The sequence below is a fragment of the Bacillus sp. AL-1R genome, assembly GCF_052180195.1.
Lineage (GTDB): Bacteria > Bacillota > Bacilli > Bacillales > Bacillaceae_G > Gottfriedia.
Genome location: NZ_CP197469.1, coordinates 4343343 through 4366884, shown reverse-complemented (window position 1 = coordinate 4366884; position 23542 = coordinate 4343343). Strand labels below are relative to the sequence as shown.

Sequence of the window (23542 nt, the reverse complement as noted above, 5' to 3'; positions counted from 1 at the left end):
CCTTTGCAATCTGCAAAGGGGTTTTTTGTATTTCCATAAAATGCTTTGATGTATACTTCTTACTTTTTGTGTAAAATGAAAAAAGAAGTGCTATCAGAGGGGGATATTCACGTGAATTATGAAATCTTTTCAAAAGTTATCAATTATACTACACCTTTTTTTAAATACTTTGTAGAAACGGCAAAAGAGAAAAAGAATGCTGTACTTCTTGAAAGTGGTCGTGACGGTAGGTATTCAATTATGGCATCTAATCCTGTTGCGAAGTTATATGGGAAAGGTAATAAATTAACGGTCGAAGTTAGCTCGGGGAAAGTGGAGTATGAAGGAAATCCAATTGATTTAGCAAAAGAATATCTTTCTAAATACACTGCAAAAAAAAGAAATGACCTTCCACCATTTCAAGGTGGAGCAATTGGTTATTTCACATATGACTGTAACCATTATATTGAAGACTTACCATCAATGGCTGAGGATGTCTACAATATTCCAGATGTTTATTTATTAATTTTCCATGAAGTTGTTATTTATGACCATGAAGAAAATCAATTATATTTTATCGTTGTCGATGAAGTGAATAATGCTGTTAAGGCACAAGAACAACTAAACTCTTTAGAAGAATTCTTCATTAGTGAAATAGAACAAATCGATTTATCTAGAAGAACTTCTACCGAAGAGATTGAAAAAACGATTTACATGTCTGAACAAAAATTTACGGATGCTGTAGGAAATGTTAAAGAATATATTAGTGCAGGGGATGTATTCCAGGTGAATTTATCTGTACTACAATCTGAGACGCTGGTAACAGATCCACTGTATATATATGAACAGCTTAGAGAAATAAATCCTTCACCTTATATGTCCTATTTAGATTTTGACGAGTTTCAAATTGTTAGTTGCTCACCGGAGCTATTAGTAGCAAAACGTGATCAAGAAGTTTGGACAAGACCAATAGCTGGTACAAGATCTCGCGGTAAAACAGTTGAAGAAGAACAACAACTGATGGAAGAACTATGTTCAAATGAAAAAGAACAAGCTGAGCACATTATGTTAGTTGATTTAGAGCGCAATGATTTAGGAAGAGTATGCGAATATGGCACTGTTGAAGTAGACGAACTATTAGTAATCGAAAAGTATTCGCATGTAATGCACCTTGTTTCTAATGTAAGAGGTGAGTTACAAAAGAATAAAGATTCATTTGATTTATTAAAGGCAGTATTTCCCGGGGGAACAATAACAGGAGCACCAAAAATCCGCACGATGGAAATTATTGAAGAACTAGAGCCAACCAAGCGTGGCATTTATACAGGTTCTGTAGGATGGATTAGCTTTACTGGAGATATGGAGTTAAACATAACGATTCGAACAATGATTACAAAAGACCAGCAAGCATTTGTACAAGCTGGTGCTGGTATTGTTATTGATTCTAATCCAAAACATGAGTATTTAGAAAGCCTGAAGAAAGCTCAAGCTTTATGGACAGCTAAGAAAGTAAGTGAAGAAAAAGCAAAGTTGGGTGGGAATGTAAAATGATATTAATGATTGATAACTATGATTCATTTACCTATAATCTAGTTCAATATTTAGGCGAATTAGGTGAAGAGTTAATTGTTAAACGAAATGATGAAATAACTTTAGAAGAAATCGAAGCATTAGCCCCATCTTATTTGATGATTTCACCAGGACCTTGTACACCAAATGAAGCTGGAATTAGTTTAAAAGCAATTGAACACTTTGCCGGGAAAATTCCAATTTTGGGCGTATGCTTAGGACACCAATCAATCGCTCAAGTATTTGGAGGTGACGTAGTTCGTGCAGAACGCTTAATGCACGGAAAAACATCGGCAATAACGCATGAAGGATTAGGATTGTTTAATGACTTACCTTCGCCGATTGACGTGACACGTTATCACTCTTTAATCGTTAAAAAAGAAACATTCCCTGAGGAGCTTGAAATAACAGCTTGGACGAATGAAGGAGAAATCATGGCTTTAAAACATAAGACATTGCCGATTGAAGGAGTACAATTTCATCCGGAATCGATTATGTCTCAATTCGGTAAAGAAATGCTTAGAAACTTTTTACAAGTTTACAAACCGGCTAGGAGTACAGTATGAAACTATATTTTAATGGAGAATTCTTGAATGATCATGAAGTGAAAATTTCTCCGTTTGATCATGGCTTTTTATATGGTTTAGGAGTATTTGAAACTTTTCGGATTTACAATGGGCATCCATTTTTATTATTTGATCATTTAAAGCGTTTAAGAAAATCGTTATTAAACCTAAATATCGAGTGGAATTTGCTATATGAGGAAATACAAACGATTTTAAATCAGTTAATTGAATTAAATGACTTACAAGATGCGTATATCCGTTTGAATGTTTCAGCGGGTGACGGTGAAATAGGCTTATACACTGGTGTATATTCGAATCCAAATACAATCATTTTTATTAAACCTATGCATGAAAGTAATATTTTAGAGAAAGAAGGGGTAATACTAAATACCCCTCGAAACTCTCCTGAAGGAAAAGAGCGATTAAAGTCTCATCATTATTTAAATAATATAATCGGGAAAAAAGAGATTGGTAACTCACCAAGAATAGAAGGAATCTTTTTAAACAAAGATGGGTTTCTTTCAGAAGGTATCGTTTCAAATCTCTTCTTTATTAAACAAGACCGATTATATACACCACATGTTGATACAGGAATCTTAAATGGGATCACCCGACAGTTTGTAATTCATTGGGCTAAATTAAAAGGAATTACGGTTGAAGAGGGCTTCTACACGGAGCAACAGCTGCTAAATGCAGATGAAATATTTATTTCAAACTCAATTCAAGAGATTATTCCAATTACTACAATTGGTGAGCGCATCTTTAATGTTAGTGAAAATAGTGTAATAAAGGAATTGCAAAAGGATTATAGGCTTTACCGAAAAACCTTATTAAGCATGAATGAAATGGAAAGAAGTGAACAAGTGTGAGAAGAGCAACGAAACCTTTGATTTGTGGAAATTACTCATTACCAATTCAAAATGAAACAATTGTGATGGGGATATTAAACGTAACTCCGGACTCATTTTCTGATGGTGGTCGATACAACGAAATTGAATTAGCAATTCAACATGCAAAGAAGTTAATTGCTGATGGAGCAAAAATTATCGATGTTGGTGGGGAATCGACAAGACCAGGTGCTGCCACAGTTGATGTAGAAGAAGAGTTAAGAAGAGTAGTTCCAATTATTACAGCGCTAGCTAAAGAAATTGATGTCCCAATTTCAATTGATACATATAAATCTGAAGTAGCAAAGCAAGCAGTTGAAGCAGGAGCCACAATCATTAATGATGTGTGGGGAGCAAAGAAAGATCCCAAAATTGCTGAGGTGGCTGCAGCGTACAATGTACCTATTTGCTTAATGCACAATCGAACAGATGAAAATTATTATAGTTTAATGAGCGATCTCGTCTGTGATTTAGTAGAAAGTATTCAGATTGCAAAACGTGCAGGCGTTAAGGACGAAATGATTATATTAGATCCAGGTGTTGGTTTTGCGAAATCAGCTGAGCAGAATTTAGAAGTTTTAAACCAAATGGAGCAAATCAAAGCATTGGATTACCCAGTGTTACTTGGTACTTCTCGAAAAAGGTTCATTGGGGAGGTTCTTGGAACTGAAGTACATGAACGAATGGAAGGTACAGGGGCTACAGTCTGTTTAGGTATTACGAAAGGCTGTGAAATCGTGCGAGTACACGATGTATTAGCGATTTCTCGTATGACTAAAATGATGGATGCGATGTTAAAGATAGGAGTAAAAAATGGATAAAATTTATGTAACAGGTATGAGATTTTATGGATACCATGGTGTATTTAAAGAGGAGAAAACATTAGGGCAACGATTTAATGTTGATTTAATTGTCGAATTAGACACAAAAAAAGCAGGAGAAACGGATGATTTGGCGTATTCAGTAAGTTACGCAGACTTATTTAAAACCTGCCAAGAAGTAGTTCAAGGTCAGTCTTATGATTTAGTTGAATCAGTAGCTGAAGAAATTGCCAAACAAATATTAACTACATACAATTTAATTCAACAATGTACTGTAAAAGTCGTAAAACCAGATCCACCAATACCAGGACATTATGATTTTGTAGCAGTTGAAATAACAAGAGGTCGCATATGAAAAATGAAGCATTTCTAAGTTTAGGAACGAATATAGGCGATCGAGAAGGTTTTCTTACAAAGGCAATTAGGGAATTAGCGAATTATCCCGATATTCAAGTAGAACAAATATCTTCTATCTATGAAACAGACCCAGTAGGATACGTTGACCAAGATCCATTTCTAAATCTTGTTATTAAAATTTCTACCAATTTGACACCACACCAATTACTTGATGTTACACAAGGAATTGAACATTTTCTTGGTAGAAAAAGGGAGTTGCGTTGGGGTCCAAGAACAATAGACCTTGACATTTTACTCTATAATCACGAAGATATAGAAGTTGAGCACCTAAGAATACCACACCCAAGAATGTTTGAAAGAAGCTTTGTATTAATCCCCTTAAAAGAAATTAACCAAACAATTAAGGTTGAAACTAAATTTTTAGAGGATAAAGGAGTTCGATTATGGAAGCTGAAAAGTGGGGTAGACGGATTAGGGCTTTTAGAAAATTAAAAGGTTATACCCAAGAAGGCTTTGCAAAAAACCTTGGAGTTTCTGTTTCAGTGTTAGGTGAAGTTGAGCGAGGAAATCGTATGCCAACAGAACAGTTTTTGCATGAATGTGCAAAACAATTAAAGGTGAGTGTCGAGGAATTATCAATATAGATTTAAATTGTATTAGAAGGAGGATGGGATGTGCTGAAAATTGGTGACATCGAGATGAAGAATCCCGTCGTATTAGCACCGATGGCCGGAGTTTGTAACTCTGCTTTCCGCTTAATTGTAAAAGAATTTGGTGCAGGCTTAGTATGCGCAGAAATGATAAGTGATAAAGCTATTCTCCTCAATAATAAAAGGACATTAAATATGCTTTATATGGATGAACGTGAAAAGCCATTAAGCTTACAAATTTTTGGTGGTGAAAAATCAACATTAGTTGAAGCTGCTAAGTACGTTGACGAAAATACGAATGCAGATATTATTGATATTAATATGGGATGTCCTGTTCCTAAGATTACAAAAGTAGACGCAGGAGCTAAATGGCTTTTAGACCCTAATAAAATTCATGAAATGGTATATGCTGTAGCACAGAATGTAAGAAAACCAGTTACCGTTAAAATGCGTCTTGGATGGGATGATGATCATATTTATGTAGTAGATAATGCAAAAGCAGTTGAAGCAGCAGGTGGAAAAGCAGTTGCAATCCACGGAAGAACGCGATATCAAATGTATGAAGGGAAATCTGATTGGAGTTGGATTAAAGAAGTTAAAAATCAGGTTTCGATTCCGGTAATCGGTAATGGCGATGTAGAGACTCCTCAAGATGCCAAGCGTATGTTAGACGAAACAGGCTGTGATGGCGTAATGATTGGCCGAGCTGCATTAGGGAATCCATGGATGATTTATCGTACAGTTAAATATTTGGAATCTGGAGTGTTAATGCCAGAACCAGAACCGCGTGAAAAAATTGATGTATGTTTATTGCATTTAGATCGATTAATTAATTTGAAAAATGAACATGTAGCTGTAATGGAAATGAGAAAACATGCTGCATGGTATTTAAAAGGCTTGAAAGGTACTGCATTAGTCCGTAATCAAATTAATGAAGTTAGTACTCGTGCTCAAATGGTCGAAGTATTAACAACATACGTTAATGAAGTGGAAGTAAAAATGAAAGCTGCTCAAGCTTTGTAAGTTTGACAGGTTTAACTTGACAAAATATAATAAGTTATAGTAAACAAAACTGCCAGATCGAATTACTGGCAGTTTTTCTATTAAAATCATATTGTATTTAAATATTTATTGAATAATGACGTGGAGTTGAGAAAATGAGTCACGAAGAATTAAATGATCAAGCCCTTATACGTAGGGAGAAATTAAAAACACTTGAAGGAAAAGGTATCGATCCATTCGGTAAGAAGTTTGTGCGCACACATTCTTCAAGTGATCTATTAGCACAATTTGACCAGTTTTCTAAGGAAGAATTAGAAGAAAAAGCAATTGTTGTTTCATTTGCAGGTCGAGTAATGACTAAACGTGGTAAAGGTAAAGCTGGATTTGCACATGTTCAAGATTTAAATGGACAAGTTCAAATTTATGTACGTAAAGATGCTGTAGGCGAAGAACAATATGAAATCTTTGATATTACTGATTTAGGTGATATTGTAGGTGTTACTGGTGTGGTATTCAAAACGAATGTAGGGGAATTATCTATTAAAGTTAAAGAATATACATTCCTTTCAAAAGCGTTATTGCCACTTCCTGATAAATTCCATGGTTTACAAGATGTTGAGCAACGTTACCGTCAAAGATATTTAGATTTAATGAATATGGACAGTCGACAAACATTTATTGCTCGCAGTAAAATTATCCAATCTATGAGACGTTATTTAGATAGCCAAGGTTATTTAGAAGTTGAAACTCCTATGTTACATGCTATTGCAGGAGGAGCTTCTGCAAGACCATTTATCACTCATCATAACGCGCTTGATATGGAATTATATATGCGTATTGCAATTGAGCTACACTTAAAACGACTAATTGTAGGTGGACTTGAAAAAGTTTATGAAATTGGTCGAGTATTCCGTAATGAAGGTATTTCTACTCGCCATAACCCAGAGTTTACGATGATTGAATTATATGAAGCTTATGCTGATTATGCTGATATCATGGAACTTACTGAGAATCTAATCGCTCATATTGCTAAAGAAGTATTAGGTACTACAACTATTCCTTATGGTGAGTATACGGTGAACCTAGAGCCAAAATGGACTCGACTTCATATGGTAGATGCGATTAAAGAAGCTTGTGGAGTAGATTTCTGGCCAGAGATGTCAGTTGAGCAAGCAAGAGAATATGCTAAAGAACATAATGTTGAAATTAACGAGAATATGTCTGTTGGTCATATTATTAACGAATTCTTTGAACAAAAAGTTGAAGAAACATTAATTCAACCTACATTTATTTATGGTCACCCTGTTGAAATTTCACCGCTAGCGAAAAAGAATGCTGACGATCCACGTTTTACTGATCGTTTTGAGTTATTTATTGTGGCGCGTGAACATGCTAACGCATTTACAGAGTTAAATGATCCAATTGACCAAAAAGAACGTTTTGAAGCACAGCTAAAAGAACGTGAGCTTGGTAATGATGAAGCACATATGATGGATGATGATTACATCGAAGCATTAGAACATGGTATGCCACCAACTGGTGGTCTTGGAATAGGTATTGATCGATTAGTTATGTTGCTAACTAATTCTCCTTCAATCCGTGACGTTCTACTGTTCCCATTAATGAGACATAAATAAGATTTTATAATTAACTGGCTAAAGGAATACTTTTAGCCAGTTTTTTTATGATTTGATGTATCTTTTTAAAAGAATAAGGACATCATTTATTTATTGGAATCTGCTATAAACTATCTGAATAAAAAGAATTTAAATTTAGGTATTGTATTTTGTTTTTATAGGTGTTATATTATTAAACGTTGTCACGTTAATTCGAAACAACAACGAAAAAAACTTTTAAAAAAACATTGACAACATTCGAAAGAAAATGTTAAGATGTTTAAGTCGCCTAAAGAGCGATAAAGTGATCTTTGAAAACTAAACAAAACATGAAGTAAACGTCAATTATTAGTTTTTTGAGCAATACAAGATTTAAACTTAACTTTTATGGAGAGTTTGATCCTGGCTCAGGACGAACGCTGGCGGCGTGCCTAATACATGCAAGTCGAGCGGACTAATGGGAGCTTGCTCCCGTTAGTTAGCGGCGGACGGGTGAGTAACACGTGGGCAACCTACCTGTAAGACTGGGATAACTTCGGGAAACCGGAGCTAATACCGGATGACATTAAGGAACTCCTGTTCTTTAATTGAAAGATGGCCTCGGCTATCACTTACAGATGGGCCCGCGGCGCATTAGCTAGTTGGTGAGGTAACGGCTCACCAAGGCGACGATGCGTAGCCGACCTGAGAGGGTGATCGGCCACACTGGGACTGAGACACGGCCCAGACTCCTACGGGAGGCAGCAGTAGGGAATCTTCCGCAATGGACGAAAGTCTGACGGAGCAACGCCGCGTGAGCGATGAAGGCCTTCGGGTCGTAAAGCTCTGTTGTTAGGGAAGAACAAGTGCTAGTTGAATAAGCTGGCACCTTGACGGTACCTAACCAGAAAGCCACGGCTAACTACGTGCCAGCAGCCGCGGTAATACGTAGGTGGCAAGCGTTGTCCGGAATTATTGGGCGTAAAGCGCGCGCAGGCGGTTTCTTAAGTCTGATGTGAAAGCCCCCGGCTCAACCGGGGAGGGTCATTGGAAACTGGGAAACTTGAGTGCAGAAGAGGAAAGTGGAATTCCAAGTGTAGCGGTGAAATGCGTAGAGATTTGGAGGAACACCAGTGGCGAAGGCGACTTTCTGGTCTGTAACTGACGCTGAGGCGCGAAAGCGTGGGGAGCAAACAGGATTAGATACCCTGGTAGTCCACGCCGTAAACGATGAGTGCTAAGTGTTAGAGGGTTTCCGCCCTTTAGTGCTGAAGTTAACGCATTAAGCACTCCGCCTGGGGAGTACGGTCGCAAGACTGAAACTCAAAGGAATTGACGGGGGCCCGCACAAGTGGTGGAGCATGTGGTTTAATTCGAAGCAACGCGAAGAACCTTACCAGGTCTTGACATCCTCTGACAACCCTAGAGATAGGGCTTTCCCTTCGGGGACAGAGTGACAGGTGGTGCATGGTTGTCGTCAGCTCGTGTCGTGAGATGTTGGGTTAAGTCCCGCAACGAGCGCAACCCTTGATCTTAGTTGCCAGCATTCAGTTGGGCACTCTAAGGTGACTGCCGGTGACAAACCGGAGGAAGGTGGGGATGACGTCAAATCATCATGCCCCTTATGACCTGGGCTACACACGTGCTACAATGGATAGTACAAAGGGTTGCAAGACCGCGAGGTGGAGCTAATCCCATAAAACTATTCTCAGTTCGGATTGTAGGCTGCAATTCGCCTACATGAAGCCGGAATCACTAGTAATCGCGGATCAGCATGCCGCGGTGAATACGTTCCCGGGCCTTGTACACACCGCCCGTCACACCACGAGAGTTTGTAACACCCGAAGTCGGTGGGGTAACCTTTTAGGGGCCAGCCGCCTAAGGTGGGACAGATGATTGGGGTGAAGTCGTAACAAGGTAGCCGTATCGGAAGGTGCGGCTGGATCACCTCCTTTCTATGGAGACATCATGAACCGACGGTTCATGTATGAAATGTTTCTTCATTGTTTTGTTTAGTTTTGAGAGTTCACTCTCAACATTTGTACCTTGAAAACTAGATAATGTCATTCATTAAACTGCGTAAGTTTAATTCAATTAGTTTTAAAATTAGTTAAGTTAGAAAGGGCGCACGGTGGATGCCTTGGCACTAGGAGTCGATGAAGGACGGGACTAACACCGATATGCTTCGGGGAGCTGTAAGTAAGCTTTGATCCGGAGATTTCCGAATGGGGGAACCCACTACTCGTAATGGAGTAGTATCTTTACCTGAATACATAGGGTACTGAGGACAGACCCAGGGAACTGAAACATCTAAGTACCTGGAGGAATAGAAAGCAATAGCGATTTCCCAAGTAGCGGCGAGCGAAAAGGAAGATAGCCCAAACCAAGAGGCTTGCCTCTTGGGGTTGTAGGACACTCTATACGGAGTTACAAAGGAACGGGGTAAATGAAGCGACCTGGAAAGGTCCGTCGAAGAAGGTAAAAACCCTGTAGTTGAAACCTCGTTCCCTCTTGAGTGGATCCTGAGTACGGCGGAACACGTGAAATTCCGTCGGAATCTGGGAGGACCATCTCCCAAGGCTAAATACTACCTAGTGACCGATAGTGAACCAGTACCGTGAGGGAAAGGTGAAAAGCACCCCGGAAGGGGAGTGAAAGAGAACCTGAAACCGTGTGCTTACAAATAGTCAGAGCTCGTTAACGAGTGATGGCGTGCCTTTTGTAGAATGAACCGGCGAGTTACGATCCCGTGCAAGGTTAAGTTGAAGAGACGGAGCCGCAGCGAAAGCGAGTCTGAATAGGGCGATTTAGTACGTGGTCGTAGACCCGAAACCGAGTGATCTACCCATGTCCAGGATGAAGTTCAGGTAACACTGAATGGAGGTCCGAACCCACGCACGTTGAAAAGTGCGGGGATGAGGTGTGGGTAGCGGAGAAATTCCAATCGAACTCGGAGATAGCTGGTTCTCCCCGAAATAGCTTTAGGGCTAGCCTTATGTGTTAGAGTCTTGGAGGTAGAGCACTGATTGGACTAGGGGCCCCCAACGGGTTACCGAATTCAGTCAAACTCCGAATGCCAATGACTTATCCATAGGAGTCAGACTACGAGTGATAAGATCCGTGGTCAAGAGGGAAACAGCCCAGACCGCCAGCTAAGGTCCCAAAGTATACGTTAAGTGGAAAAGGATGTGGAGTTGCTTAGACAACCAGGATGTTGGCTTAGAAGCAGCCACCATTTAAAGAGTGCGTAATAGCTCACTGGTCGAGTGACTCTGCGCCGAAAATGTAACGGGGCTAAACGTATCACCGAAGCTGCGGATTGATACCATTTGGTATCAGTGGTAGGGGAGCGTTCTAAGGGCGTTGAAGCTAGATCGTAAGGACTGGTGGAGCGCTTAGAAGTGAGAATGCCGGTATGAGTAGCGAAAGACGGGTGAGAATCCCGTCCACCGTATGCCTAAGGTTTCCTGGGGAAGGCTCGTCCTCCCAGGGTTAGTCAGGACCTAAGCCGAGGCCGACAGGCGTAGGCGATGGACAACAGGTTGATATTCCTGTACCACCTCATTTCCGTTTGAGCGATGGAGGGACGCAGAAAGATAGGGTAAGCGCGCTGCTGGATATGCGCGTCCAAGCAATTAGGCTGATGTGTAGGCAAATCCGCACATCATAAGGCTGAGTTGTGATGGCGAGGGAAATATAGTACCGAAGTTCCTGATTCTACGCTGCCAAGAAAAGCTTCTAGCGAGGAAATAGGTGCCTGTACCGCAAACCGACACAGGTAGGCGAGGAGAGAATCCTAAGGTGAGCGAGAGAACTATGGTTAAGGAACTCGGCAAAATGACCCCGTAACTTCGGGAGAAGGGGTGCTCTTTTGGGTGTATGCCCGGGAGAGCCGCAGTGAAAAGGCCCAAGCGACTGTTTAGCAAAAACACAGGTCTCTGCGAAGCCGCAAGGCGAAGTATAGGGGCTGACGCCTGCCCGGTGCTGGAAGGTTAAGAGGAGGGGTTATCCCTTACGGGAGAAGCTCTGAATTGAAGCCCCAGTAAACGGCGGCCGTAACTATAACGGTCCTAAGGTAGCGAAATTCCTTGTCGGGTAAGTTCCGACCCGCACGAAAGGCGTAACGATTTGGGCACTGTCTCAACCATAGACTCGGTGAAATTATAGTACCTGTGAAGATGCAGGTTACCCGCGACAGGACGGAAAGACCCCGTGGAGCTTTACTGCAGCTTGATATTGAATTTTGGTACAGCTTGTACAGGATAGGTAGGAGCCTGAGAAGCCGGAGCGCTAGCTTCGGTGGAGGCGTCGGTGGGATACTACCCTGGCTGTATTGAAATTCTAACCTAGAGCCGTGATCCGGCTCGGAGACAGTGTCAGGTGGGCAGTTTGACTGGGGCGGTCGCCTCCTAAAGAGTAACGGAGGCGCCCAAAGGTTCCCTCAGAATGGTTGGAAATCATTCGAAGAGTGTAAAGGCATAAGGGAGCTTGACTGCGAGACCTACAAGTCGAGCAGGGACGAAAGTCGGGCTTAGTGATCCGGTGGTTCCGCATGGAAGGGCCATCGCTCAACGGATAAAAGCTACCCCGGGGATAACAGGCTTATCTCCCCCAAGAGTCCACATCGACGGGGAGGTTTGGCACCTCGATGTCGGCTCATCGCATCCTGGGGCTGTAGTCGGTCCCAAGGGTTGGGCTGTTCGCCCATTAAAGCGGTACGCGAGCTGGGTTCAGAACGTCGTGAGACAGTTCGGTCCCTATCCGTCGTGGGCGCAGGAAATTTGAGAGGAGCTGTCCTTAGTACGAGAGGACCGGGATGGACACACCGCTGGTGTACCAGTTGTTCTGCCAAGAGCATGGCTGGGTAGCTATGTGTGGAAGGGATAAGTGCTGAAAGCATCTAAGCATGAAGCCCCCCTCAAGATGAGATTTCCCATAGCGTTAAGCTAGTAAGACCCCTGAGAGACGATCAGGTTGATAGGTCAGAGGTGGAAGCGTGGTGACACGTGGAGCTGACTGATACTAATCGGTCGAGGACTTAACTAACAAGTTTGATAATGACATTATCTAGTTTTGAAGGTACAAAAATTATTATAAAAAACTTCAAAAAAGTTATTGACTTTAAAATGAAATTTGATATAATAATTAATGTCCTAAAGAAAAGAATCAAGTGATGATAGCGAAGAGGTCACACCCGTTCCCATACCGAACACGGCAGTTAAGCTCTTCAGCGTCGATGGTAGTTGGGGGTTTCCCCCTGTGAGAGTAGAACGTCGCTTGGTTTGATGGAGGATTAGCTCAGCTGGGAGAGCACCTGCCTTACAAGCAGGGGGTCGGCGGTTCGAGCCCGTCATCCTCCACCATATGCCGACTTAGCTCAATTGGTAGAGCAACTGACTTGTAATCAGTAGGTTGGGGGTTCAAGTCCTCTAGTCGGCACTCTTTATGAGCCATTAGCTCAGTAGGTAGAGCATCTGACTTTTAATCAGAGGGTCGAAGGTTCGAATCCTTCATGGCTCACCATTTTCTAAAAAAGAAAATATTGCGGGTGTGGCGGAATTGGCAGACGCGCTAGACTTAGGATCTAGTACTTCGGTGTGGGGGTTCGAGTCCCTTCACCCGCACCATTTATCTTGTTAATCAGTATATGCGGAAGTAGTTCAGTGGTAGAATACAACCTTGCCAAGGTTGGGGTCGCGGGTTCGAACCCCGTCTTCCGCTCCATATATACTGCCGGGGTGGTGGAATTGGCAGACACACAGGACTTAAAATCCTGCGGTTGGTGACAACCGTGCCGGTTCGAGTCCGGCCCTCGGCACCATTTATAATATGCGCCCGTAGCTCAATTGGATAGAGCGTTTGACTACGGATCAAAAGGTTATGGGTTCGAGTCCTTTCGGGCGCGCCATATTACGGGAAGTGGCTCAGCTTGGTAGAGCACCTGGTTTGGGACCAGGGGGTCGCAGGTTCAAATCCTGTCTTCCCGACCATTTTAATAAGGGGCCTTAGCTCAGCTGGGAGAGCGCCTGCCTTGCACGCAGGAGGTCAGCGGTTCGATCCCGCTAGGCTCCACCAAGATGATCTTTGAAAACTAAACAAAACATGAAGTAAACGTCAATTATTAGTTTTTTGAGCAATACAAGATTTAAACTTAACTTTTATGGAGAGTTTGATCCTGGCTCAGGACGAACGCTGGCGGCGTGCCTAATACATGCAAGTCGAGCGGACTAATGGGAGCTTGCTCCCGTTAGTTAGCGGCGGACGGGTGAGTAACACGTGGGCAACCTACCTGTAAGACTGGGATAACTTCGGGAAACCGGAGCTAATACCGGATGACATCAAGGAACTCCTGTTCCTTGATTGAAAGATGGCCTTGGCTATCACTTACAGATGGGCCCGCGGCGCATTAGCTAGTTGGTGAGGTAACGGCTCACCAAGGCGACGATGCGTAGCCGACCTGAGAGGGTGATCGGCCACACTGGGACTGAGACACGGCCCAGACTCCTACGGGAGGCAGCAGTAGGGAATCTTCCGCAATGGACGAAAGTCTGACGGAGCAACGCCGCGTGAGCGATGAAGGCCTTCGGGTCGTAAAGCTCTGTTGTTAGGGAAGAACAAGTGCTAGTTGAATAAGCTGGCACCTTGACGGTACCTAACCAGAAAGCCACGGCTAACTACGTGCCAGCAGCCGCGGTAATACGTAGGTGGCAAGCGTTGTCCGGAATTATTGGGCGTAAAGCGCGCGCAGGCGGTTTCTTAAGTCTGATGTGAAAGCCCCCGGCTCAACCGGGGAGGGTCATTGGAAACTGGGAAACTTGAGTGCAGAAGAGGAAAGTGGAATTCCAAGTGTAGCGGTGAAATGCGTAGAGATTTGGAGGAACACCAGTGGCGAAGGCGACTTTCTGGTCTGTAACTGACGCTGAGGCGCGAAAGCGTGGGGAGCAAACAGGATTAGATACCCTGGTAGTCCACGCCGTAAACGATGAGTGCTAAGTGTTAGAGGGTTTCCGCCCTTTAGTGCTGAAGTTAACGCATTAAGCACTCCGCCTGGGGAGTACGGTCGCAAGACTGAAACTCAAAGGAATTGACGGGGGCCCGCACAAGTGGTGGAGCATGTGGTTTAATTCGAAGCAACGCGAAGAACCTTACCAGGTCTTGACATCCTCTGACAACCCTAGAGATAGGGCTTTCCCTTCGGGGACAGAGTGACAGGTGGTGCATGGTTGTCGTCAGCTCGTGTCGTGAGATGTTGGGTTAAGTCCCGCAACGAGCGCAACCCTTGATCTTAGTTGCCAGCATTTAGTTGGGCACTCTAAGGTGACTGCCGGTGACAAACCGGAGGAAGGTGGGGATGACGTCAAATCATCATGCCCCTTATGACCTGGGCTACACACGTGCTACAATGGATAGTACAAAGGGTTGCAAGACCGCGAGGTGGAGCTAATCCCATAAAACTATTCTCAGTTCGGATTGTAGGCTGCAACTCGCCTACATGAAGCCGGAATCACTAGTAATCGCGGATCAGCATGCCGCGGTGAATACGTTCCCGGGCCTTGTACACACCGCCCGTCACACCACGAGAGTTTGTAACACCCGAAGTCGGTGGGGTAACCTTTTAGGGGCCAGCCGCCTAAGGTGGGACAGATGATTGGGGTGAAGTCGTAACAAGGTAGCCGTATCGGAAGGTGCGGCTGGATCACCTCCTTTCTATGGAGACATCATGAACCGATGGTTCATGTATGAAATGTTTCTTCATTGTTTTGTTTAGTTTTGAAGGATTATCCTTCTATTATAGATATGGGCCTATAGCTCAGCTGGTTAGAGCGCACGCCTGATAAGCGTGAGGTCGATGGTTCGAGTCCATTTAGGCCCACCATATCTTTTATAAAATAAATATGGGGCCTTAGCTCAGCTGGGAGAGCGCCTGCCTTGCACGCAGGAGGTCAGCGGTTCGATCCCGCTAGGCTCCACCATTTTTTTATTTTGTACCTTGAAAACTAGATAATGTCATTCATTAAACTGCGTAAGTTTAATTCAATTAGTTTTAAAATTAGTTAAGTTAGAAAGGGCGCACGGTGGATGCCTTGGCACTAGGAGTCGATGAAGGACGGGACTAACACCGATATGCTTCGGGGAGCTGTAAGTAAGCTTTGATCCGGAGATTTCCGAATGGGGGAACCCACTACTCGTAATGGAGTAGTATCTTTACCTGAATACATAGGGTACTGAGGACAGACCCAGGGAACTGAAACATCTAAGTACCTGGAGGAATAGAAAGCAATAGCGATTTCCCAAGTAGCGGCGAGCGAAAAGGAAGATAGCCCAAACCAAGAGGCTTGCCTCTTGGGGTTGTAGGACACTCTATACGGAGTTACAAAGGAACGGGGTAAATGAAGCGACCTGGAAAGGTCCGTCGAAGAAGGTAAAAACCCTGTAGTTGAAACCTCGTTCCCTCTTGAGTGGATCCTGAGTACGGCGGAACACGTGAAATTCCGTCGGAATCTGGGAGGACCATCTCCCAAGGCTAAATACTACCTAGTGACCGATAGTGAACCAGTACCGTGAGGGAAAGGTGAAAAGCACCCCGGAAGGGGAGTGAAAGAGAACCTGAAACCGTGTGCTTACAAATAGTCAGAGCTCGTTAACGAGTGATGGCGTGCCTTTTGTAGAATGAACCGGCGAGTTACGATCCCGTGCAAGGTTAAGTTGAAGAGACGGAGCCGCAGCGAAAGCGAGTCTGAATAGGGCGATTTAGTACGTGGTCGTAGACCCGAAACCGAGTGATCTACCCATGTCCAGGATGAAGTTCAGGTAACACTGAATGGAGGTCCGAACCCACGCACGTTGAAAAGTGCGGGGATGAGGTGTGGGTAGCGGAGAAATTCCAATCGAACTCGGAGATAGCTGGTTCTCCCCGAAATAGCTTTAGGGCTAGCCTTATGTGTTAGAGTCTTGGAGGTAGAGCACTGATTGGACTAGGGGCCCCCAACGGGTTACCGAATTCAGTCAAACTCCGAATGCCAATGACTTATCCATAGGAGTCAGACTACGAGTGATAAGATCCGTGGTCAAGAGGGAAACAGCCCAGACCGCCAGCTAAGGTCCCAAAGTATACGTTAAGTGGAAAAGGATGTGGAGTTGCTTAGACAACCAGGATGTTGGCTTAGAAGCAGCCACCATTTAAAGAGTGCGTAATAGCTCACTGGTCGAGTGACTCTGCGCCGAAAATGTAACGGGGCTAAACGTATCACCGAAGCTGCGGATTGATACCATTTGGTATCAGTGGTAGGGGAGCGTTCTAAGGGCGTTGAAGCTAGATCGTAAGGACTGGTGGAGCGCTTAGAAGTGAGAATGCCGGTATGAGTAGCGAAAGACGGGTGAGAATCCCGTCCACCGTATGCCTAAGGTTTCCTGGGGAAGGCTCGTCCTCCCAGGGTTAGTCAGGACCTAAGCCGAGGCCGACAGGCGTAGGCGATGGACAACAGGTTGATATTCCTGTACCACCTCATTTCCGTTTGAGCGATGGAGGGACGCAGAAAGATAGGGTAAGCGCGCTGCTGGATATGCGCGTCCAAGCAATTAGGCTGATGTGTAGGCAAATCCGCACATCATAAGGCTGAGTTGTGATGGCGAGGGAAATATAGTACCGAAGTTCCTGATTCTACGCTGCCAAGAAAAGCTTCTAGCGAGGAAATAGGTGCCTGTACCGCAAACCGACACAGGTAGGCGAGGAGAGAATCCTAAGGTGAGCGAGAGAACTATGGTTAAGGAACTCGGCAAAATGACCCCGTAACTTCGGGAGAAGGGGTGCTCTTTTGGGTGTATGCCCGGGAGAGCCGCAGTGAAAAGGCCCAAGCGACTGTTTAGCAAAAACACAGGTCTCTGCGAAGCCGCAAGGCGAAGTATAGGGGCTGACGCCTGCCCGGTGCTGGAAGGTTAAGAGGAGGGGTTATCCCTTACGGGAGAAGCTCTGAATTGAAGCCCCAGTAAACGGCGGCCGTAACTATAACGGTCCTAAGGTAGCGAAATTCCTTGTCGGGTAAGTTCCGACCCGCACGAAAGGCGTAACGATTTGGGCACTGTCTCAACCATAGACTCGGTGAAATTATAGTACCTGTGAAGATGCAGGTTACCCGCGACAGGACGGAAAGACCCCGTGGAGCTTTACTGCAGCTTGATATTGAATTTTGGTACAGCTTGTACAGGATAGGTAGGAGCCTGAGAAGCCGGAGCGCTAGCTTCGGTGGAGGCGTCGGTGGGATACTACCCTGGCTGTATTGAAATTCTAACCTAGAGCCGTGATCCGGCTCGGAGACAGTGTCAGGTGGGCAGTTTGACTGGGGCGGTCGCCTCCTAAAGAGTAACGGAGGCGCCCAAAGGTTCCCTCAGAATGGTTGGAAATCATTCGAAGAGTGTAAAGGCATAAGGGAGCTTGACTGCGAGACCTACAAGTCGAGCAGGGACGAAAGTCGGGCTTAGTGATCCGGTGGTTCCGCATGGAAGGGCCATCGCTCAACGGATAAAAGCTACCCCGGGGATAACAGGCTTATCTCCCCCAAGAGTCCACATCGACGGGGAGGTTTGGCACCTCGATGTCGGCTCATCGCATCCTGGGGCTGTAGTCGGTCCCAAGGGTTGGGCTGTTCGCCCATTAAAGCGGTACGCGAGCTGGGTTCAGAACGTCGTGAGACAGTTCGGTCCCTATCCGTCGTGGGCGCAGGAAATTTGAGAGGAGCTGTCCTTAGTACGAGAGGACCGGGATGGACACACCGCTGGTGTACCAGTTGTTCTGCCAAGAGCATGGCTGGGTAGCTATGTGTGGAAGGGATAAGTGCTGAAAGCATCTAAGCATGAAGCCCCCCTCAAGATGAGATTTCCCATAGCGTTAAGCTAGTAAGACCCCTGAGAGACGATCAGGTTGATAGGTCAGAGGTGGAAGCGTGGTGACACGTGGAGCTGACTGATACTAATCGGTCGAGGACTTAACTAACAAGTTTGATAATGACATTATCTAGTTTTGAGGGTACGAAGTACAACTCAAATACAAATCAGGTGATTATTGCGAAGAGGTCACACCCGTTCCCATACCGAACACGGCAGTTAAGCTCTTCAGCGTCGATGGTAGTTGGGGGTTTCCCCCTGTGAGAGTAGAACGTCGCCTGGTAACAAAAAGCATCAGCTATTAAGCCGATGCTTTTTTTATATTTAAAAATAGATCAAAAAAATAATTTTTTAATAAAGTATAAAGGAAAAAAAGCTTCTTAAAAGAATTGTATAACATATATATTTATATATTGATAAAGATAAATTGCCCAACTGGCGAGCCTTTAGGCAAAGACAGAGAGATCATAGGGATTAAATTTCTAATACATTACCGATTTATACAATTCTTAATGGTCAAAAATAGGATTAAGAGCAGTATCGTTTGGAAAAAATGGTAAAGAGATAATAGTTGAAATTTTTCATGAAAGGAATATAATAATAGTCAAAGATAGTCAAAGTCAGTAAAGGTGGTAAATAGATGAAGAATATATCAGATATTATTGAACAATATCTAATGCACTACTTTGACATATCTGATAAAGATTATGTCGAGATAAAAAGAAGTGAAATAGCAAATAAATTTGATTGTGTACCTTCTCAAATAAATTATGTAATTAATACAAGATTCACACTAGAAAGAGGATATGTAGTAGAAAGTAAACGTGGCGGTGGAGGGTATATTCGAATTATTAAGGTGCAATTTCATGACAAAGCAAGCGTAATTGATCAAATATTAAGTAGCTTCACTAACAAAATTGCACAGTCTAGCGCGGAGGATTATATTCGCTTACTACTTGAAAAAAATGTAATTACTGCGCGCGAGGCAAAAATGATGTTAAGTGTGCTAGATCGCTCTGTAATAATGGTAAATTTACCTTATCGAGACGAATTAAGAGCAAGAATGTTCAAGGCAATGCTAAGAAGTTTAAAGTATAAATAGAATATGGAGGTTGCCCATAATGATTTGTCAGGAATGTAAAGAACGTCCGGCAACATTACACTATTCTAAAATTATTAATGGTGAGAAAACAGATATTCACTTATGTGAGAGATGCGCAAATGAATCGAACAATAAATATATTTTTTCTGAAATAGGTGGTTATTCTGTAAATGATTTGTTAGCTGGATTATTTAAAGGTAATACTGGTATTTATGAAATGAAGAAAAATAAGTTTCATCATGATTCCCAAGTTGAATGTCCTAGATGTAAAATGACATTTCAAAAGTTTACTAAAATTGGCCGTTTAGGTTGTTCAACTTGTTATGAAACATTCATGGATCAGATGAAACCAATTGTTAAAAGAATTCATAGTGGTAATGTATCGCATACAGGGAAAATACCTCAAAAGATTAACGGTGCGATTTCCTTGAAAAGGAAGCTACAAGACTTGAAATCCCAAATGAAAACTCTTATTGATAATGAAGAGTTTGAGCAAGCAATAAAAATTCGGGATGAAATTCGTGAAATTGAAAAAGATTTACAAGCCCTTCAAAAGGAGGTGGAGTAAGTTACATGTCTATTAAACGAATTATTAATGAAGCGATCAGTCCATGGATGAAACAAGAAGGTCCTGATGACGATATCGTTTTAAGTAGTCGTATTAGGTTAGCTAGAAACTTCAGTGCATATTTATATCCAACATTACTTAGCCAAGACAAGGCTAAAGAAATTTGTCATTTAGTTAAACATTATTTTGAAGGTAGTACAGCTTTACCAAAAGGACCTTTTGAATATATTGAAATTAATAAGTTAGAACCAGTGGAGAAAAGAGTGTTAATCGAAAAACACTTAATAAGTCCTAATTTAGTTCAAGAGTCAGTACATGGTGCATGTATACTATCTCAGGATGAACAAATTAGCATTATGATCAATGAAGAAGACCATTTAAGAATTCAAGCTCTATTTCCAGGTTTACAACTTAGAGAGGCACTTACTCAAGCGAATCATATTGATAATTATATAGAAAGTCAGCTTGAATATGCTTTTGATGAAACAATTGGTTATTTAACCAGCTGTCCTACTAATGTTGGTACCGGATTAAGGGCCTCCGTGATGATGCATCTTCCAGCATTGGTCATCACAAAACAATTTAACCGTTTAATTCCAACTATTAATCAACTTGGGTTAGTAGTAAGAGGAATTTATGGTGAAGGTAGCGAAGCATTAGGTAATATCTTTCAGATTTCGAATCAAATTACATTAGGGAAATCGGAAGAAGAAATTATAGAGGATTTAACCACAATCGTACAACAACTGATCAAACACGAGAAATCAGCAAGAGATGCACTCGCAAGAACTTCTTTAATTCTTTTAGAAGATCGAGTCTTTCGTTCTCTAGGTACATTGAAATATGGAAGAATTATAGAAACAAAGGAAAGTGCTAAGTGTTTATCGGATGTACAATTAGGGATTGATTTAGGTTTAATTGATGGTTTATCGAAAAACTTTTTACATGAATTAATGATATTAACTCAACCTGGTATATTACAACAGTATGTAGGTGGTCAACTCACCCCCGAAGAAAGGGATATCAAAAGAGCATCACTAATACGTGAAAGACTATCTAACAAAAATAACTAATTATATAGGAGGAACCAATTATGATGTTTGGTCGATTTACAGAACGTGCTCAAAAAGTATTAGCTCTTTCTCAAGAAGAGGCAATCCGAATTGGACACTCAAATATAGGTACAGAACATATTTTACTAGGACTTGTTCGAGAAGGTGAAGGGATTGCTGCAAAGGCATTACTTGCACTTGGTTTAAGCCCAGAGAAAGTACAACAAGAAGTAGAAACATTAATAGGACGTGGTCAAGGAGTTGCTCAGACTGTACACTACACTCCTAGAGCTAAAAAAGTGATTGAATTATCAATGGATGAGGCTCGTAAACTAGGTCATTCATATGTAGGAACAGAGCATATCCTTTTAGGACTAATTCGAGAAGGAGAAGGCGTAGCAGCAAGAGTTTTAAATAATCTTGGTGTAAGCCTAAATAAAGCTCGTCAACAAGTTCTTCAGTTATTAGGTAGCAATGAAAGCTCGTCTAATCATCAAAATGGATCTGCTAATCAAGCAAATACACCGACATTAGACAGCTTAGCTCGTGATTTAACTGTATCGGCTAGAGAGGGTCGCTTAGATCCAGTAATCGGTCGTGGTAAAGAAATTCAGCGAGTAATTGAAGTGTTAAGCCGACGTACTAAAAATAATCCAGTATTAATTGGTGAGCCTGGTGTAGGTAAAACAGCAATTGCAGAAGGATTGGCTCAACAAATTGTTAATAATGAAGTACCGGAGATTTTAAGAGATAAACGAGTAATGACACTTGATATGGGTACTGTCGTAGCTGGAACTAAGTACCGCGGTGAATTTGAAGATCGTCTGAAAAAAGTAATGGATGAAATTCGCCAAGCTGGCAATATCATTCTTTTCATTGATGAACTTCATACATTAATTGGTGCAGGTGGAGCGGAAGGTGCAATTGATGCATCAAACATCTTAAAGCCGTCATTAGCACGAGGTGAACTACAATGCATCGGTGCAACAACAATTGATGAATACCGTAAATATATCGAAAAAGATGCTGCATTAGAGCGTCGTTTCCAACCAATTCAAGTTGATCAGCCAAGTGTAGAGGAGTCAATTCAAATTCTTCAAGGATTACGTGACCGTTATGAGGCGCATCATAGAGTATCAATTTCTGATCAAGCAATTATTGAGGCTGTAAAACTATCTGATCGTTATATTACAGACCGTTTCTTACCAGATAAAGCAATTGATGTTATTGATGAGGCAGGTTCTAAAGTACGATTACGTAGCTTTACAACACCACCAAATTTAAAAGAATTGGAATTAAAATTAGAGGAAGTTCGTAAAGAGAAAGATGCGGCTGTTCAAAGTCAAGAATTTGAAAAAGCAGCATCATTAAGAGACTCAGAACAAAGATTACGTGAACAATTAGAAGATACGAAACGCCAATGGAAAGAGAAACAAGGCAAAGAAAATTCTGAAGTAACTGTTGAGGATATAGCAAATGTTGTATCATCATGGACGAATATTCCAGTTACAAAACTTGCGCAAACAGAGGCAGATAAACTGTTAAATATGGAAAGTGTTCTTCATAAACGAGTAATTGGTCAAGAAGAAGCTGTAGTAGCAGTTTCTAAAGCTGTACGTCGTGCAAGAGCTGGACTAAAAGATCCAAAACGACCAATTGGTTCATTTATTTTCTTAGGTCCTACAGGGGTAGGTAAAACAGAGTTGGCTCGAGCATTAGCTGAAACAATTTTCGGCGATGAAGACGCGATGATTCGTATTGATATGTCAGAGTATATGGAAAAACATGCAACATCTCGATTAGTAGGGGCACCTCCAGGGTATGTAGGATATGATGAAGGTGGTCAATTGACTGAGAAAGTTAGACGTAAACCATACTCAGTAATTCTATTAGATGAAATTGAGAAAGCACATCCAGATGTATTTAATATCTTACTTCAAGTATTAGAGGACGGTCGACTAACTGATTCAAAAGGCCGTACAGTTGACTTTAGAAACACACTAGTTATTATGACATCCAACGTTGGTGCAAGTGCTTTAAAAGCAAATAAATATGTTGGATTTAATATTAACGATGGAGAAAAAGATTACAAAGATATGAAAGGAAAGGTATTAGAGGAACTGAAAAAAGCATTCCGTCCTGAGTTCTTAAACCGTATCGATGAAACAATCGTTTTCCATTCATTAGAGAAGAAACATATTAAAGAAATTGTTCACTTAATGGTTAACAGCTTAACTAAGCGTTTAAAAGAACAAGAAATTGAACTAGAGTTATCAGATGCAGCAATTGATAAAATTTCAGATGAAGGATTCGATGCAGAATATGGAGCTCGTCCTTTAAGAAGAGCAATTCAAAAACAAGTAGAGGATCGTTTATCTGAAGAACTATTAAAAGGAAATGTTGAAAAAGGCCGAAAAGTTATTCTTGATGTAAAGGATAATGAATATGTGATTAGATCAGCGGCTGAAACTGTAAATCAATAAGCAATTACAAAGTTCATACCTTTTAAGAAG

Annotated in this window: 13 protein-coding genes, 11 tRNA genes and 6 rRNA genes; all 30 read left to right on the top strand. The window is 42.2% G+C overall.

Features of this window, described 5'->3' with window-relative positions:
* Positions 1–111: 111 nt before the first annotated feature.
* The 30 genes from ACSBO6_RS20915 (at position 112) to clpC (ending at position 23512) form a co-directional block, all read left to right on the top strand.
* Positions 112–1530 carry an anthranilate synthase component I family protein gene (locus tag ACSBO6_RS20915; protein WP_498843953.1) on the top strand — a complete coding sequence of 473 codons (1419 nt, stop codon included), beginning with the start codon at positions 112–114 and terminating at the stop codon, positions 1528–1530.
* A complete protein-coding gene (pabA, locus tag ACSBO6_RS20910) occupies positions 1527–2114 on the top strand; it encodes an aminodeoxychorismate/anthranilate synthase component II (RefSeq protein WP_498843952.1) in 588 nt (195 codons plus the stop codon). The genes ACSBO6_RS20915 and pabA overlap by 4 nt, the downstream gene beginning before the upstream one ends.
* On the top strand, positions 2111–2983 hold the full coding sequence (pabC, locus tag ACSBO6_RS20905) for an aminodeoxychorismate lyase (protein WP_498843951.1): 873 nt from the start codon (positions 2111–2113) through the stop codon (positions 2981–2983). The genes pabA and pabC overlap by 4 nt, the downstream gene beginning before the upstream one ends.
* Positions 2980–3822: a dihydropteroate synthase gene (gene folP / locus ACSBO6_RS20900; RefSeq protein ID WP_286138324.1), complete on the top strand. Its 843-nt coding sequence runs from the start codon at positions 2980–2982 to the stop codon at positions 3820–3822. Before pabC ends, folP begins: the two co-directional genes overlap by 4 nt.
* Complete coding sequence (gene folB / locus ACSBO6_RS20895; protein WP_098846237.1) at positions 3815–4177, top strand: dihydroneopterin aldolase; 363 nt, start codon at positions 3815–3817, stop codon at positions 4175–4177. Before folP ends, folB begins: the two co-directional genes overlap by 8 nt.
* Positions 4174–4671: a 2-amino-4-hydroxy-6-hydroxymethyldihydropteridine diphosphokinase gene (gene folK / locus ACSBO6_RS20890; protein ID WP_498843950.1), complete on the top strand. Its 498-nt coding sequence runs from the start codon at positions 4174–4176 to the stop codon at positions 4669–4671. The genes folB and folK overlap by 4 nt, the downstream gene beginning before the upstream one ends.
* Positions 4623–4823, top strand: coding sequence for a helix-turn-helix domain-containing protein (locus tag ACSBO6_RS20885; RefSeq protein ID WP_098846239.1), 201 nt, complete (start codon positions 4623–4625; stop codon positions 4821–4823). Before folK ends, ACSBO6_RS20885 begins: the two co-directional genes overlap by 49 nt.
* Positions 4824–4853: 30 nt before the next feature.
* On the top strand, positions 4854–5852 hold the full coding sequence (gene dusB, locus ACSBO6_RS20880) for a tRNA dihydrouridine synthase DusB (protein ID WP_498843949.1): 999 nt from the start codon (positions 4854–4856) through the stop codon (positions 5850–5852).
* A gap of 134 nt (positions 5853–5986) precedes the next feature.
* Complete coding sequence (gene lysS, locus ACSBO6_RS20875; protein ID WP_098846241.1) at positions 5987–7468, top strand: lysine--tRNA ligase; 1482 nt, start codon at positions 5987–5989, stop codon at positions 7466–7468.
* A 363-nt stretch (positions 7469–7831) separates the two neighbouring features.
* Positions 7832–9381 (top strand): 16S ribosomal RNA (locus tag ACSBO6_RS20870).
* Positions 9382–9534: 153 nt separating this feature from the next.
* Positions 9535–12472 (top strand): 23S ribosomal RNA (locus ACSBO6_RS20865).
* A gap of 120 nt (positions 12473–12592) precedes the next feature.
* Positions 12593–12708: ribosomal RNA gene (gene rrf / locus ACSBO6_RS20860) — 5S ribosomal RNA — on the top strand.
* Positions 12709–12713: 5 nt separating this feature from the next.
* Positions 12714–12789: transfer RNA gene (locus ACSBO6_RS20855), tRNA-Val, on the top strand.
* A 3-nt stretch (positions 12790–12792) separates the two neighbouring features.
* Positions 12793–12865 (top strand) — tRNA-Thr (locus ACSBO6_RS20850).
* An 8-nt stretch (positions 12866–12873) separates the two neighbouring features.
* Positions 12874–12949, top strand: a tRNA-Lys gene (locus ACSBO6_RS20845).
* A 21-nt stretch (positions 12950–12970) separates the two neighbouring features.
* Positions 12971–13053: transfer RNA gene (locus ACSBO6_RS20840), tRNA-Leu, on the top strand.
* A gap of 22 nt (positions 13054–13075) precedes the next feature.
* Positions 13076–13150, top strand: a tRNA-Gly gene (locus ACSBO6_RS20835).
* An 8-nt stretch (positions 13151–13158) separates the two neighbouring features.
* Positions 13159–13247, top strand: a tRNA-Leu gene (locus ACSBO6_RS20830).
* 10 nt (positions 13248–13257) lie between these two features.
* Positions 13258–13334 (top strand) — tRNA-Arg (locus ACSBO6_RS20825).
* A 5-nt stretch (positions 13335–13339) separates the two neighbouring features.
* Positions 13340–13416 (top strand) — tRNA-Pro (locus ACSBO6_RS20820).
* Positions 13417–13425: 9 nt separating this feature from the next.
* Positions 13426–13501, top strand: a tRNA-Ala gene (locus ACSBO6_RS20815).
* Positions 13502–13583: 82 nt separating this feature from the next.
* A 16S ribosomal RNA gene (locus ACSBO6_RS20810) occupies positions 13584–15133 on the top strand.
* A 92-nt stretch (positions 15134–15225) separates the two neighbouring features.
* A tRNA-Ile gene (locus ACSBO6_RS20805) sits at positions 15226–15302 on the top strand.
* A 21-nt stretch (positions 15303–15323) separates the two neighbouring features.
* Positions 15324–15399: transfer RNA gene (locus ACSBO6_RS20800), tRNA-Ala, on the top strand.
* 79 nt (positions 15400–15478) lie between these two features.
* Positions 15479–18416: ribosomal RNA gene (locus ACSBO6_RS20795) — 23S ribosomal RNA — on the top strand.
* Positions 18417–18474: 58 nt separating this feature from the next.
* A 5S ribosomal RNA gene (gene rrf, locus ACSBO6_RS20790) occupies positions 18475–18590 on the top strand.
* The 16S, 23S and 5S rRNA genes sit together here with 11 tRNA genes alongside, the layout of an rRNA operon.
* 357 nt (positions 18591–18947) lie before the next feature.
* Entirely contained in the window at positions 18948–19409 is a 462-nt protein-coding gene (locus ACSBO6_RS20785; protein WP_098848475.1) for a CtsR family transcriptional regulator, read from the top strand.
* Positions 19410–19428: 19 nt separating this feature from the next.
* Positions 19429–19977, top strand: coding sequence for a protein-arginine kinase activator protein McsA (mcsA, locus tag ACSBO6_RS20780; RefSeq protein ID WP_098848474.1), 549 nt, complete (start codon positions 19429–19431; stop codon positions 19975–19977).
* A 5-nt stretch (positions 19978–19982) separates the two neighbouring features.
* On the top strand, positions 19983–21050 hold the full coding sequence (mcsB, locus tag ACSBO6_RS20775) for a protein-arginine kinase McsB (protein ID WP_098848473.1): 1068 nt from the start codon (positions 19983–19985) through the stop codon (positions 21048–21050).
* A 20-nt stretch (positions 21051–21070) separates the two neighbouring features.
* Positions 21071–23512 (top strand): ATP-dependent protease ATP-binding subunit ClpC, encoded by a 2442-nt coding sequence (clpC, locus tag ACSBO6_RS20770; RefSeq protein ID WP_098848472.1) that lies wholly within the window; start codon positions 21071–21073, stop codon positions 23510–23512.
* Positions 23513–23542: the final 30 nt, after the last annotated feature.